Here is a 13,217-nt window from a genome sequence, read left to right on the forward strand (position 1 = left end):
GCCGGCTAGCCGACGGTGACGGCTGGCAAAGGGGCCAGCGGTACGTGCCGCACGGCTCCCTTGTCTGCAGAGAGAGCGAAAGCCGCGTAGGCGCGCAGCGCGGGAGAAACGATCCGTTCACGGTTGCGGGGCTGGTAACCGGTGCCCGCCTCCAGCACTGCTCGACGGCGGTCAAGCTCGACGTCGGGCACCTCCACCGTGATGGAGCGGGCGGGAATGTCGATGGAAATCATGTCGCCGTTCTCGACGAGCGCGATGGCTCCCCCCGCAGCAGCCTCGGGAGAGATATGGCCGATCGACAGTCCCGATGTGCCGCCCGAGAACCGTCCGTCCGTGATCAGGGCGCACTTGGCTCCCAGTCCGAGGCCCTTCAAGAACGACGTCGGATAGAGCATTTCCTGCATACCAGGGCCGCCGCGGGGGCCTTCATATCGAATAACGACGACGTCACCCTCGACGATCTGCTTGCTCAGGATCGCCTCAACTGCGTCATCCTGCGACTCGAAGACTACGGCTGGGCCGGAGAAGCGGAAGATCGACTCGTCCACGCCGGCGGTCTTCACCACGCATCCGTCGAGGGAGATGTTGCCGCGGAGCACGGCCAGCCCGCCTTCCACAGTGTGCGCGTTGGCGATCGAACGGACGCAGCCGTTCTCATCGTCCGTGTCCAGGCTGTCCCAGCGTTCCGACTGGGAGAAGGCCGTGGCCGAGCGGACACATCCGGGAGCCGCGTGGAACAGCTCGATGGCCTCTTCGCTCGCCTTGCCGCCGCGGATGTCCCAAGCATCCAGCCAGGAGCGCAGCTCGGTGCTGTGCACGGAACGTACGTCGTGGTTGAGCATTCCGCCGCGGTCCAGCTCGCCCAGGATGGCAGGGATGCCGCCCGCGCGGTGGACGTCCTCGATCAAATAGGTGCCGTTCGGCGCCACCTTTGACAGGCACGGGGTGCGGCGCGAGATGGCGTCGATGTCCTCGAGGGTGAAGTCGAGTTCGGCCTCCTGGGCGGCGGCGAGCAAGTGCAGGATGGTGTTCGAAGAGCCGCCCATGGCGATGTCCATGGTCATCGCGTTCTCGAAAGCGGCACGGCTGGCGATGGCTCGGGGCAGAACCGAGGCGTCGTCGTCGAAATAGTGGGCGTTGGTGATATCCACGATGGCTTTGCCGGCATCCTCGTAGAGGTCGCGGCGAGCGGTGTGGGTCGCGAGCGTCGTGCCATTGCCGGGCAGCGAAAGGCCAAGAGCCTCCGTCAGGCAATTCATCGAGTTGGCCGTGAACATACCTGAACACGAACCGCAGGTGGGGCACGCGTTCTCCTCGAGGCGGAGCAGATCGGCGTCCGAGACGCTCTCGTCCACCGCGTCAGCGATCGCGGAGATCAGGTTCAGCCGCTTGCGCACGGTGCCATCGACGAGGACCGCGGTGCCGCCCTCCATCGGGCCGCCGCTGACAAAGACGGTAGGGATGTTCAAGCGCAACGCTGCCATCAACATGCCTGGGGTGATCTTGTCGCAATTCGAGATGCAGATCAGGGCGTCGGCGCAATGGGCATTGACCATGTACTCCACCGAGTCGGCGATCAGCTCGCGGGAGGGCAGCGAGTAGAGCATGCCGCCGTGGCCCATGGCGATGCCGTCATCAACGGCGATGGTGTTGAACTCGCGCGGGATGCCACCGGCCTCAATGATGGCGTCGGAGACGATACGGCCCACCGGTTGAAGATGGGTGTGGCCCGGGACGAATTCGGTAAAGCTGTTCGCGACGGCGATGATCGGCTTTCCGAAGTCGGAACCCTTCACGCCGGCGGCACGGAGCAAAGCGCGTGCGCCGACCATATTGCGGCCGTGGGTGACTGTTCGTGAACGTAGCTGAGGCATTTCACCAGTCAATCGTGGAACCGCGAAGGCTGGAAGACGCTGCTGATACTAGTAGTGGCAGTGCTAGATTTGATGGAATGAGTGATGAACGTCGGCGCGAACTGGGCCAGTTCCTGCGCGACCGGCGCGGGAACCTTGTTCGAGCGGAGCTTGGGCTGCCGCCCATCGGACGCAGCCGCACTCAAGGATTGCGCCGCGAAGAGGTCGCCTCCTTCGCAGCGGTGAGTGTGACTTGGTACACCTGGCTGGAACAAGGCCGGGAGATCAACGCCTCCCGCCAAGTCCTCGAGGCCATTGCGCGGGTGCTTGGACTGACCGGCGCCGAGAAATCGTACCTGCTGGCTTTGGGCGGCTACACCCCCACTCCGGACGCGGAAGTGGCCATGATCGAGGAAGCTCCGGCGCACTTGCAGCGGCTCCTGGACTCGGTGGACTTCCCGGCTTTCGCCGTGGCCCCGGATTGGGGAATCGCCGGCTGGAACCGCGCCTACGCCGGCCTGTATTCGCGGATCGCAGCCGTCGCCCCGGCCGACCGGAACCTGCTGTGGCTGATCTTTGCGGATCCCCATTTGCGCGAGATGCTGCCCGACTGGGAAGAGACCTCACGCCACTTTGTTGCTGAGTTCCGGGCCGAGGCAGGAGCCCGGCTCGGCTCAGCAGCCCACACCGCGCTGATCAACCGGCTGCGCGAGGCCAGCCCGGAGTTCGCGAAGCTCTGGGGCGACCGCGGCGTGGAGCGTTTCGCTTCCCGGCAGCGGGTGTTTCTGCATCCTGTGGTCGGCGAGCTGGTCTTTGAGCAGCACCGGTTGGTGCCTTCGGATGCGCCGGAACTGCATCTGGTGATGTACGCGCCCGTGCCGGGCACACCGACAGGTGCGCGGATGGGGAGCCTAGTGGCTGGCTAGGATCGTGCCCGGAAAACCCGCCGGTACGACGGCGGCCAGCCTTGACTAGAATCCGCCGCCTCCGCCCGTCTCCCCTGCCATGTTCGCAAAACGTGAGTAGTGGCCCTGGAAAGCAACCACGATGTCCTTGGTGGGGCCGTTACGGTGCTTGGCGATGAGGATGTCGGCTTCTCCGGCGCGCGGGGACTCTTTGTCGTAAACGTCTTCGCGGTGCAGCAGGATGACCATGTCGGCGTCCTGCTCAATGGAACCCGATTCGCGGAGGTCCGAGACCATCGGCCGCTTGTCCTGGCGTTGCTCGGATCCACGGTTCAACTGGGACAGGGCGATGACCGGAACCTGTAGCTCCTTTGCCAGCAGCTTGAGTGCACGGGAGAACTCGGAGACTTCCTGCTGGCGGGACTCCACCTTCTTGCCGGAGCTCATGAGCTGGAGGTAGTCGAGGATCACCAGTTTGAGGTCATGCTGCTGCTTCAGGCGGCGGCACTTGGCCCGGATCTCCATAAGGGACATGTTGGGGCTGTCGTCAATGAAGAGCGGGGCGTCGTTCATGCGGCCCATGGTCGTAGCGATCTTGGACCATTGCTCGTCCTTGATGGTGCCCTTGCGCAGGTCTTGAAGGCCGATGGTGGCCTCCGCGGACAGCAGGCGCATGGCGATTTCGTTCCGTCCCATTTCCAAGGAGAACATCACGGTGGCGAGGTTGTTCTTGATGGCTGCGGAACGGGCGAAGTCCAGTGCGAACGTTGACTTACCGACGGCGGGGCGCGCGGCGATGACGATCATCTGGCCCGGGTGCAGGCCGTGGGTGAGCTCATCGAGTTCGTAGAACCCAGTAGGGACACCCGTCATGCCCTCTCCACGGTGGCCGGATGCCTCGATCTCGTCCACAGTGGACTCCATGACGTCCTTGAGCGCCACGTAGTCTTCGGCGGTGCGGCGTTCGGCCACGGCATAGATCTCGGCCTGTGCCTGGTTGACGAGGTCTTCCACCTCGCCGTCCTGCCCGTAGCCCATCTGGACGATCTTGGTGCCCGCGTTGACGAGGCGGCGCAGCACGGCGCGCTCAGCCACGATTTCGGCATAGTAGCCCGCGTTGGCCGCCGTGGGCACGGTCTGGATGAGCTCATGCAGGTAGGCAGGGCCGCCAATCCTGTTGATCTCGCCTCGCTTGGTCAATTCATCGGACACGGTGACGGCGTCAGCAGGCTCGCCGCGGCCATAGAGGTCGATGATCGACTCATAGATCGTTTCATGGGCGGGACGGTAGAAATCATGACCACGGACAATCTCCACGACGTCGGCAATGGCGTCCTTGGAGAGCATCATCCCGCCGAGAACAGACTGCTCAGCAGGGATGTCCTGCGGGGGTTTGCGGCTGGCGTCAGAAGCCCGGCTGCCCTCGATCGAATCCAAGTGCGTAACTGACAAGCCGTCCTCCATTGTGTACCGCGGCAGATAACTGTTCCGAGCGGTTCGGTAGGCCAATGCCCCGGTGTGGGTTGGCCCGGCCGCCCGGCGTGCTGGCTGGTCCAACTCTTTCCTGGGGCACCGACAATTTTGGATTCCCTAGTTTTTCCACAACTTATCCACAGACGGGTCCGTGGGCACATTGCTTCCCGACGGCGCCAAGGCGCCATCTACGAGAAACAGGGTTTTCCCAGTACCTAAACCAGGTACTCAGCCACGTTAGCCGTGCTTTTCCGAGGCACCAAGCCGGGCTTGTGGATAAACTGTTGAAAACATACCCCTACTTGTGCACAGTCTGTGCACGACCCTGTGGAAAGAGAAATTCTTTTTCGATTAACTCGCCCCTGAACTGGGGAAACGTTCTCCACGGCATGTGGATCAAAAGTATTTTCCCGCGCCATTAATCCACAGGCTTATTTGCCTATTCCACAGCCTGCACCACCGCCGCGCGCATAAATTTCGATAAATATGCCAAAAATGTGATACTCCCCACAAACCTCCCCAGAATTTGACAGCTGACTCTCGGAAGCTATGCCAAAACTGGAATGTGCTGTGGATAACTGCGTTCTGGCATAAGCTCTAAGTATGGGTTTCACCGTTGGGGATGTACTGCTGGTCGCAATGCCCGTCGTCATCCTGGTGGCGGTGATTTGGGCCCTGACGGCGGCGTTCAAGCCGCGCAACACAGGCTTGTCCGAGGCTGACCGATATCAACGGGAACTGGCAGCCCGTTCGGCAGCCCATCAGGCTGCGCAGGTCCAGGCTGCCACCGCGGCAAGGGCACGCGTCGATGCGTCCACAAGGCCAAGCCAAAATGCGCAGCAACAGTCCCAACAGGATAGCCAGTCCCGGGCGGCACTGCGGGCCCAAGTGGGAGTCAGCCCTGGGATCGGTCAGGCGGGCTACCAAGGTTCCGTGCTCCCCAATGGCCAGTTGAATCCGCAGTTTGCGCTGCAGTTGCAGGGCATGGTCCGCAGCGGACAGAAAATCCAGGCCATTAAACTCCTGCGCCAAGAAACCCACTCGGACCTGTTGACCGCCAAGAACTACATAGATCGGCTCTAGCGCATGGAATCCCTACTCGTTCCGGTCTTGATCCTGGTGGTCGTCATCCTCGGCGTCCTCCTGATCAGCCGCGTCCTCTCCCGCCGTGCCGAAGAGCGCGGAAATGCGGCTACAGGCAAGGCCCCAGTGGACCCCGTGGAACTGGCCCGCGAGGCCGCCGCAAAGCTGAGCGAAGACCAACACCGGCTGCTCTACTCCCTGATCGCCCAAGGTCAGGCCATGGCTGCCATCAAGCTGTACCTCAGCGCCACCGGAGAAGGCCTGCGCGCCTCGCGGGACGCCGTCGGCGCCCTTGCAGCGCATCCCCAGCCCTTCCGTCGGCCCGAGCCTGCTCCTCAGGACCTCATGCCCGACGACGACGAGCCGGAGCGCTTCCCGTACCGTTACCGGGCAATCGCGAGCAAGGGCGACGTCACGCGCGAAGTGAGCAGCAATATGCTCAACGATGAGATCTACGGGCGGATCCGCACACTTGCCAAGAGCGGCGACGTCGAGGCCGCAGCGTTGGCCCTGACCAAACATTCCGATATCAGCATGAAGCAGGCCCGGGAGTTCATCGAGCTGCTGGACGACTGACCGAGCCGCGAACTAACGCCCGGCAGTGATCCCTGCGAGGAGCTGCTCAAAAGGCAGGGATTCCATTGCCTCGGCCTTGCGGTGCGGCTGTTCACCACTCAGGAGCTTGGCGAGCTCGCCGGCAGCCCTGTCGACGCGGACCGACAGCGGGGACGCGCCGTCGTCGGTGTTTCCCCAGTCCTGGGGACTGGCGAAAACGGACGTCTGGGTCATCCGGGTCCGCAGGTAGGTGAACAGAGGACGCATCGCGTAATCGAGCACCATCTGGTGCCGGTCGGTGCCACCCGTGGCGCCGAGAAGGACCGCCTTGCCGTCGAGGGACTTGGGGTCCATGGATGTCCATGAAGGACTTGAACAGCCCGCTATAGGAGGCACTGAAGACAGGGGTGACGGCGATGATGCCGTCGGAGTCCTCGACGCCGGCGATCACCTCGGCCAAGCGCGGTGCTGCGTAGCCGGTGACGAAGTTGTTCGCGATATCCACGGCCAGGGCCCGGAGCTCGATAACGTCCACGCGCACCTCGTATCCGGCGTCGCCCAGCTGGCGCTTGGCCGAAGCCGCGAGCTGGTCTGCAAGGAGCCGGCTCGACGACGGGACGCCCAGTCCAGCGGAAAGGACGGTTATGCGGCGGGTCTCCATGGCAATCTCCTCTTGCTCGGCGGTTCGATAGCTTCAAACCAGAGTACATGCATTTGCATCTATACTCCCAAACTGCGGTAACCCAGGATTTTATTCCTCCCCTTGGCGCGAACTGGCAGATAATGCCCCTTCGCGGGCCGCCAGGGGGCATCTGCTGCCAGTTCGCGCGCCGCCAAACCAGCGTGCTATCAAACACGAGGGCAAAGCAAAGGACCCCCGCCTCCGGAAACCGGGGACGGGGGTCCTTCGAGCTGCGTCGGGAACTACTTCCCTGCAACGACCTCGAGGTCGATAACAGCGGAAACGTTATCGTGCAGGCGCACGTTGGCCTGGTACGAACCAACAGACTTGATGTGGTTCGGCAGTTCAACGTTGCGCTTGTCGATGGAGCCGAGGCCAGCGGCCTCAACTGCAGCGGCGACGTCGGCCGGCTTGACGGTGCCGAAGAGACGGCCGGTTTCGCCGGCCTTCACTACGAGCTTGACCTTCTTGGAGGACAGCGCAGAAGCCTGGGCCTGTGCAGCTTCTACCGAAGCGTGGGCACGAGCAGCGCGGGCAGCCTTGATGGACTCAACCTGCTTCTCGCCACCCTTGGTCCAGGCCAGAGCGAAGCCGCGGGGCAGCAGGAAGTTACGTGCGTAACCGTCCTTGACCTCGACAACATCGCCAGCAGCACCGAGACCGGTTACTTCGTGGGTCAGAATGAGCTTTGCCATGTTAGTTAATCCCTTCCTTAGCCGCGGCCAGCGCCGGAGTAAGGCAGCAGAGCAACTTCGCGGGCGTTCTTGATTGCCTGGGCGATTTTGCGCTGTTCCTGCACCGTGACGCCAGTGACGCGACGGGCGCGGATCTTTCCGCGGTCGGAGATGAACTTGCGCAGCAATGCTACGTCCTTGTAGTCGATGACAGTGATGTCAGCGGCCTTCAAGGGGTTGGACTTTGGTTTGGGCTTACGGAGTTCAGCCTTAGCCATCGTGGAGCTCCTTTTCTATGGAGCCCGTGGAATGAATCCACGGGATGGTGGTGCTCGACGGCGGTTGCCTCCCGGGTGCCTCGCGGCAGGTCCGGCGGGTTCCGGCGTCGAACTTTAATTTGTGTTTTAGAAGGGAGGTTCGGAATCCGGGCCGTTGCCCCATCCGCCCGCATTGCTGACGCCCGGGGTAGCCCAGGGGTCTTCCTGCGGTGCGGACTGGCCGCCGCCCCATGTTCCGCCGGAGTTGCCGCCCTGGTTTGCACCAGCGCCGCCTCCTCCGAAGCCACCGCTGTTGTTGCCGCCACCGAAGCCGCCCTGACCACCCTGACCGCCGGAGCGCTGGGTGCGGTTGACCTTGGCGTTGGCGTAACGCAGGCTCGGGCCGATTTCATCGACCTCGAGCTCGATAACGGTGCGCTTCTCGCCTTCCTTGGTTTCGTAGGAACGGCTCTTCAGGCGACCGGAAACGATCACGCGCATGCCCTTGGTCAGGGATTCGGCGACGTTTTCGGCTGCTTCGCGCCATACCGATGCGCGGAGGAACAGGGTTTCCCCGTCCTTCCACTCATTGGACTGGCGATCGAAGGTCCGGGGAGTAGAAGCGATGGTGAAGTTTGCTACTGCCGAGCCTGACGGTGTGAACCGCAGTTCGGGGTCATTGGTGAGATTACCGATGACCGTAATAGTGGTTTCGCCTGCCATCTACTGCCTCCTTGTTCGTTCCTACGGGGTAAAGAATGAAATGCCGGGAGCTGAATTACTCAGCAACGACCTTCTGCTCTTCGGGGCGGGTGATCTTGGTGCGCATGATGGTCTCGTTGAGACTCAGCTGGCGGTCAAGTTCCTTGGCGGTTTCCGGCTTGGCGGTGAAGTTCACCACGGCGTAGATCCCTTCGGACTTCTTCTTGATGTCGTAAGCCAGGCGACGACGGCCCCAGATGTCAACCTTTTCGATGGTTCCACCATCGGTGGTGATGACATTAAGGAACTTCTGAAGCGACGGCTCTACGGTACGCTCTTCGACCTCGGGGTCGATGATTACCATCAATTCGTAAGGACGCATATGTGAACCCACCTCCTTTGGGCTAAGCGGTTACGGCATTTCCGTAACAGGAGGTTCATTTGCGATGAACAGTGCTGACGCCCTGGTTCCAGAATCGGAGGCAGGGCGCAGCACAGACTTCAATATCTTAGTCCATTTCCCGTGTCTAAGCCTATTCGGCGCGTTGGCTGACAGGAATGGGTGATCCTACGTATGTGGATAACCGCCAATACGCCCGCGCTGCCGCTCTCCTTAAGCGCGCCTCAGGCAGACTGAACCCATGACCATCCTCAAATCCATTGCCCTCTTTGTGCTCGCGGCCATCGCCGAGATCGGCGGGGCTTGGCTCGTCTGGCAATCGGTCAAGGAGGCCAAGCCCTGGTGGTGGGCGGGACTGGGGATCGTGGCGCTGGGTATCTACGGTTTTGTGGCTGCATTCCAGCCGGACGCCCACTTCGGCCGGGTTCTTGCCGCTTACGGCGGGGTGTTCATCGCCGGATCCTTGGCCTGGGGAATGCTCCTTGACGGCTTCCGGCCCGACCGCTGGGACATCATTGGAGCCATGATCTGCCTTCTGGGGGTCGCGGTCATTATGTTCGCCCCGCGATCTGTGAGTTGAGCAGCAGGCGAGTTGAGTATCCGACATCTTGCCGTGGCATGATCTGACTATGAATGCCGCCGCAGCAAAGAGCCAAGGCCCAAAGTCGGCCCGCGCCAAGCGTTCCCAATTCCGATTCATTTTGATGATCGTTGCGGGCGTCGCTGCCGCGGTAGCAACCGGACTATGGGGTCAATGGATCTACGCGCCCGCCGCGGGCTGGGCAGTGGCCGCGGCGGTCTACAACATCTTCGTGTGGACAGTCATCACCCCGATGAAGGCCGCTCAAACCGCAAGCCATGCCACCGAAGAAGACCCGCGCCGGTCCATCTCCGACCTCCTCATTCTCTGTGCCGCGGTGGGCTCACTTGCCGCCTTTGTGTTGGTGATGTTCGGAGCCAAGGACGCGCATGGGATCGACAAATTCCTGCTGGCCCTGCTGGCCCTCGGCGGTGCAGTGGCGTCGTGGCTTTTGGTCCACACCCTCTTCACCTTGCGCTATGCCGAGGTGTACTACACGGCCGATCCTCCGCGCGGCATCAACTTCAACCAGGACGAACCACCGCAGTACACCGATTTCGCCTACATGGCATTCAGCCTGGGAATGACCTACCAGGCCTCGGATACCTCGATCACCACGAGGGCAATGCGGTCCGCCGCTTTGCGGCACAGCCTCCTCGCCTATGTTTTCGGCGTCGGGATCCTGGCCACCACCATCAACCTCGTGGTGAGCCTGGCCTCCTGAGGAGTTTCAGACACTCGCGCTGCGCCTTGTCCGTCCTCCGATCCCGTCATCGTTCACCACCACGTTTCTCGTCCCGCCAGCGAATAGTCTGAAGAGGGTCCGCCAAGGCGAGGGCCGCCCCGGCTTCCATGGCGTTGAGGTCCGTGCAATAGATTGGCGTACCGGGCTGCTGCCGCCAAGAATCCTGTATGCCGCCTGCATCTAGGAAGTCGAACTGCAAGTCGGCGGCCAAGGCCCGGACGAGGTTCTTACCTTCAGCTTCTCCCGCAACAGGCAGAACGATTCGGTTTGGTTCCGGCCTTGACGCTAGGTGGCTCTTGAGGCTCGCCGCGGTAATCGTGTTGAATGCCTTTACCACTGGGCGGCCGAGCTGTTCAGCGATCCAGGAACTTTCAATTTGGCCATCCTCAATCGATTGGATGGCCTGGTCCCGTAAGCCAGGCACATAGTTGCTGGCGTCGATAATCACCAGGTCGCGTGCGGCGTCGCCAAGCACTTCCTTTGGGAGAGAGGCAACTGCCGGGAAAGGTAGCGCAAGAATCACCGCGGAGGCACCACGGCCCACTTCCTGCAGCGACATGGCCTTCGCACCTGTATCACGCTCAACGTCTCCCAGGCTTGCGGGACCCCGGGAGTTGGCGATGCTCACACTATGGCCGGCCTGTCCCAGTTGCAGTGCAAGGGTGGACCCGATTCTGCCGGCTCCGATGATACTGATTTGCATGAGTTGATTTCCTTCCTTTAGTCACAGTGCCGAATCGAGCACTGCAGGTCCGGCGTGCGGGCTGTGGCTCGGGAAGAGATCCCGCAATGATGGACGGTCGCTGTGAAGATCGCAGAGCTCTAGCAGCAGGCCGCCCGGGCCCTGCTGCAACAAAGGGGTCTCTCCGACTTTGGCGAAGGTCGGATAACCAAGGTTTTGAAGCCTTATCCCCTCCACGTGAACGTCCTCTGTCCAGATCCCGATGTGGTGGACAATGCCCCCAGGCGGGGCCTCAAGGGGTGTGCCGGGTATCGACTGCCACAGCTCCAAAGCGAAAGGTCCACCCGCCGAAAAGGTGACCTCACAGTCAATTTCATGTGCAACTCCTTCGGCGTCGGTGATGGTGAGTCGCCTTGTTCGGATAGGCCTCCATTCCGTGCCAAGAATTGCCGTAAATTCGTCCATCGCCTCGCTTAACGACTGCACAGCCAAGCCCAGATGCCATACGGGTACGCCCATCAACAATCTCCTAAGAAAAGCGGACAATCTGTCCACTTCAGCGTAAGACAATTCGGACACCGTGTCCACTTTGGTAGGGTTGATGCATGGAGACCTCACTAAGAGCGGATGCGGCGAGAAACGAAGCAGCGATCCTCGGCGCCGCAAAAGAAGTTTTCGCCAGCGAAGGCGTTGACGCGCCCTTGGACAGCGTGCTTCGCCTCGCGAATGTAGGTCGAGCGACTCTCTACCGGCGCTTTCCCACCCGAGAGGACCTCTTCGCGGCGATTCTCCGACAGGAAGTCGAGAATCTGACCCACTTCGCCGAAGAACTTTCCGGCGCAGCAGACCCGGACGAAGCGACCAGAAGGTGGCTGAGCCGCTGGGACACGGTCGGCGGACAATACCGCGGCATGGCCTCCAGAGTCGGACGGAGCATAGCCGAAGGAGAAGGGCCCTTGGCACGCTTGTGCGAACCAATGAGGCAGGCTTTCGCCTCGCTCGTTAAGCGCGCGCAGAAGGACGGGCACCTGCGCCGCGATCTGGGGGCTGATGACATACTCGCCCTACTTAGCGCTTTGACCCGCCAGGCGGACGGACGCGCGGATGCCATACAAATCTCAGTGGTCCTGGACGGTCTGTATGGCCAGCAGAACACGCATTTGCGCCGGTGACAGGGATGAACGAACTGTGCCGGCTGCAGTAGAGCGGACCGACTCTGCTGCTAGCCGGCCGTTATGGACCTCGACGTGCGGAAGAACAACTCCGCCACGGTAGCCAGGTGGTGCGGATCCTCAACGCCGCACAGCTCGCGGGCCGAGTGCATCGACAAAAGGGGCACGCCGACGTCGACCGTTCGGATCCCCAGGCGAGTCGCCGTCAGCGGGCCGATCGTAGAACCGCACGGGACATCGTTGTTGGAGACGAACTCTTGGTACGGGACGCCCGCATCACCGCAGAGCCGGGCCCAGAAGGCCGCGCCGGGGGCGTCCGTGGCGTAACGCTGGTTGGCGTTGATTTTGAGGAGCGGTCCGCCGTTGAGAAGCGGCCGGTTGGCGGGATCGTGCCGCTCGGGATAGTTGGGGTGAACGGCGTGGCCGGCGTCCGCGGATACACAGAACGACGCCGACAGCGCCTGGCGCCGCTCACTCACCGTCGCGCCGAGGCCATCTGAGATCCGGGTCAGGATGTCTTCGAGGATGGGTCCGCAGGCACCGGAGCGCGAGGCAGAGCCGACTTCTTCGTGGTCGAAGGCGGCCAGGACGGCGATAGGCCCGCCGGCTGGAGCGCCCGCGGCTGCGTGTGCGATGAGTGCCGCCAGCCCGGCATGAGTGGACGAGAGGTTGTCGAGCCGTCCCGAGGCGAAGAGTTCGCCCTTGGCACCGAACTGCTCAGGAGCCTGCGTGTCCGCGACCACGATGTCGTAGCCGCCGATCTGCCCGGGATCCACGGAGGCCCCAGCCACGCAGTCAGCGAGGATCGCCAAGACATCTGCGGAAGCCGGATCGCCGAGCCCAAAGACGGGGTTCATGTGCTGCTGCTTATCGAGCGCGAAGCCGTCATTGACGGCCCGGTCCAAGTGGATGGCCAATTGCGGGAAGCGCAGGAGGGGTCCCGTGGCGGTGAGGTGCTGGGTGCCGTCGAGCATCACGAGCCGGCCGGCCAACCGGAGTTCGCGGTCAAGCCAGGAGTTCAGAAGAGGCCCGCCATAGACCTCCACACCCGCCTGGAGCCAGCCGAACTTCCCTGTTGTGGGCTTCGGCTTGAGCTTGAAGGACGGAGAATCCGTGTGCGCGCCGAGGATGTTGAACGCCGTGATGGGAGTTGCGCCCTCCGGTGTCACCCAGGCGATGAGCGCGCCGTCGCGGACTATGTAAAAACTGCCAGCGCCACCGTCCCAAGGTTGGAGTTCATCAAGGGCCGTGAATCCGGCGTCGTTGAGCCTTCGGGCGGCCTCGTGGACGGCGTGAAAGCTCGACGGCGATGCGCTCACATATGCGCCAAGGTCCTGGATGTGTTCGGCAGCGGAGTTCGAAGGCATGGCTTCGAGTCTAGCCTCAGCCGTGGCGACGCTGACGCGGACCCACGACGCGGTATTTCCGTGGCGATACCCTGTATTCCTGACGAC

General features: G+C 62.4%; 15 protein-coding genes and 1 pseudogene. 6 read left to right on the plus strand and 10 right to left on the minus strand.

Annotated elements, in window-relative coordinates:
* Positions 1–5: 5 nt before the first annotated feature.
* Positions 6–1,874: a dihydroxy-acid dehydratase gene (gene ilvD / locus ACF0H6_RS11555; RefSeq protein ID WP_395249716.1), complete on the minus strand. Its 1,869-nt coding sequence runs from the start codon at positions 1,872–1,874 to the stop codon at positions 6–8.
* Between the two features lie 77 nt (positions 1,875–1,951).
* Here ilvD and ACF0H6_RS11560 point away from each other — a divergent pair, with 77 nt between their 5' ends.
* Positions 1,952–2,779, plus strand: coding sequence for a helix-turn-helix transcriptional regulator (locus ACF0H6_RS11560; protein WP_395249717.1), 828 nt, complete (start codon positions 1,952–1,954; stop codon positions 2,777–2,779).
* Between the two features lie 45 nt (positions 2,780–2,824).
* Here ACF0H6_RS11560 and dnaB read toward each other — a convergent pair whose 3' ends face one another.
* Positions 2,825–4,210: a replicative DNA helicase gene (gene dnaB / locus ACF0H6_RS11565; protein WP_395249718.1), complete on the minus strand. Its 1,386-nt coding sequence runs from the start codon at positions 4,208–4,210 to the stop codon at positions 2,825–2,827.
* Between the two features lie 624 nt (positions 4,211–4,834).
* On the opposite strand from dnaB, the gene ACF0H6_RS11570 reads away from it, so the two are divergent.
* Positions 4,835–5,314, plus strand: coding sequence for a hypothetical protein (locus ACF0H6_RS11570; protein ID WP_395249719.1), 480 nt, complete (start codon positions 4,835–4,837; stop codon positions 5,312–5,314).
* A 3-nt stretch (positions 5,315–5,317) separates the two neighbouring features.
* Entirely contained in the window at positions 5,318–5,890 is a 573-nt protein-coding gene (locus tag ACF0H6_RS11575) for a hypothetical protein (RefSeq protein WP_395249720.1), read from the plus strand.
* Between the two features lie 12 nt (positions 5,891–5,902).
* Here ACF0H6_RS11575 and ACF0H6_RS11580 read toward each other — a convergent pair.
* The 5 genes and pseudogenes from ACF0H6_RS11580 to rpsF all read right to left on the minus strand — a co-directional run bounded on the left by ACF0H6_RS11580 (position 5,903) and on the right by rpsF (position 8,566).
* Positions 5,903–6,530: pseudogene (locus tag ACF0H6_RS11580) on the minus strand (FMN reductase).
* A 263-nt stretch (positions 6,531–6,793) separates the two neighbouring features.
* A complete protein-coding gene (gene rplI / locus ACF0H6_RS11585; protein ID WP_395249721.1) occupies positions 6,794–7,246 on the minus strand; it encodes a 50S ribosomal protein L9 in 453 nt (150 codons plus the stop codon).
* Between the two features lie 17 nt (positions 7,247–7,263).
* On the minus strand, positions 7,264–7,503 hold the full coding sequence (rpsR, locus tag ACF0H6_RS11590) for a 30S ribosomal protein S18 (RefSeq protein ID WP_003800144.1): 240 nt from the start codon (positions 7,501–7,503) through the stop codon (positions 7,264–7,266).
* 126 nt (positions 7,504–7,629) lie between these two features.
* Positions 7,630–8,205 (minus strand): single-stranded DNA-binding protein, encoded by a 576-nt coding sequence (locus ACF0H6_RS11595; RefSeq protein ID WP_078107100.1) that lies wholly within the window; start codon positions 8,203–8,205, stop codon positions 7,630–7,632.
* Positions 8,206–8,260: 55 nt separating this feature from the next.
* Positions 8,261–8,566 carry a 30S ribosomal protein S6 gene (gene rpsF / locus ACF0H6_RS11600; RefSeq protein WP_028267876.1) on the minus strand — a complete coding sequence of 102 codons (306 nt, stop codon included), beginning with the start codon at positions 8,564–8,566 and terminating at the stop codon, positions 8,261–8,263.
* A 259-nt stretch (positions 8,567–8,825) separates the two neighbouring features.
* Here rpsF and ACF0H6_RS11605 point away from each other — a divergent pair, with 259 nt between their 5' ends.
* Together ACF0H6_RS11605 and ACF0H6_RS11610 are read left to right on the plus strand one after the other, a co-directional pair.
* Entirely contained in the window at positions 8,826–9,164 is a 339-nt protein-coding gene (locus ACF0H6_RS11605) for a YnfA family protein (RefSeq protein ID WP_395249722.1), read from the plus strand.
* A 49-nt stretch (positions 9,165–9,213) separates the two neighbouring features.
* On the plus strand, positions 9,214–9,888 hold the full coding sequence (locus tag ACF0H6_RS11610; RefSeq protein WP_395249723.1) for a DUF1345 domain-containing protein: 675 nt from the start codon (positions 9,214–9,216) through the stop codon (positions 9,886–9,888).
* A gap of 46 nt (positions 9,889–9,934) precedes the next feature.
* Here the strand turns inward: ACF0H6_RS11610 and ACF0H6_RS11615 are convergent, their stop codons facing one another.
* Positions 9,935–10,612, minus strand: a complete 678-nt coding sequence (locus ACF0H6_RS11615) for an NADPH-dependent F420 reductase (protein WP_395249724.1) — start codon at positions 10,610–10,612, stop codon at positions 9,935–9,937.
* A gap of 21 nt (positions 10,613–10,633) precedes the next feature.
* Complete coding sequence (locus ACF0H6_RS11620) at positions 10,634–11,179, minus strand: VOC family protein (RefSeq protein WP_395249725.1); 546 nt, start codon at positions 11,177–11,179, stop codon at positions 10,634–10,636.
* Between the two features lie 17 nt (positions 11,180–11,196).
* Here ACF0H6_RS11620 and ACF0H6_RS11625 point away from each other — a divergent pair, with 17 nt between their 5' ends.
* Positions 11,197–11,763: a TetR/AcrR family transcriptional regulator gene (locus ACF0H6_RS11625; protein ID WP_395249726.1), complete on the plus strand. Its 567-nt coding sequence runs from the start codon at positions 11,197–11,199 to the stop codon at positions 11,761–11,763.
* A gap of 50 nt (positions 11,764–11,813) precedes the next feature.
* Here the strand turns inward: ACF0H6_RS11625 and ACF0H6_RS11630 are convergent, their stop codons facing one another.
* Positions 11,814–13,130 (minus strand): M18 family aminopeptidase, encoded by a 1,317-nt coding sequence (locus ACF0H6_RS11630; protein ID WP_395249727.1) that lies wholly within the window; start codon positions 13,128–13,130, stop codon positions 11,814–11,816.
* Positions 13,131–13,217 lie beyond the last annotated feature (87 nt).

The sequence above is a fragment of the Arthrobacter sp. NA-172 genome, assembly GCF_043952055.1.
In the GTDB taxonomy this organism is placed as follows: Bacteria; Actinomycetota; Actinomycetes; order Actinomycetales; family Micrococcaceae; genus Arthrobacter.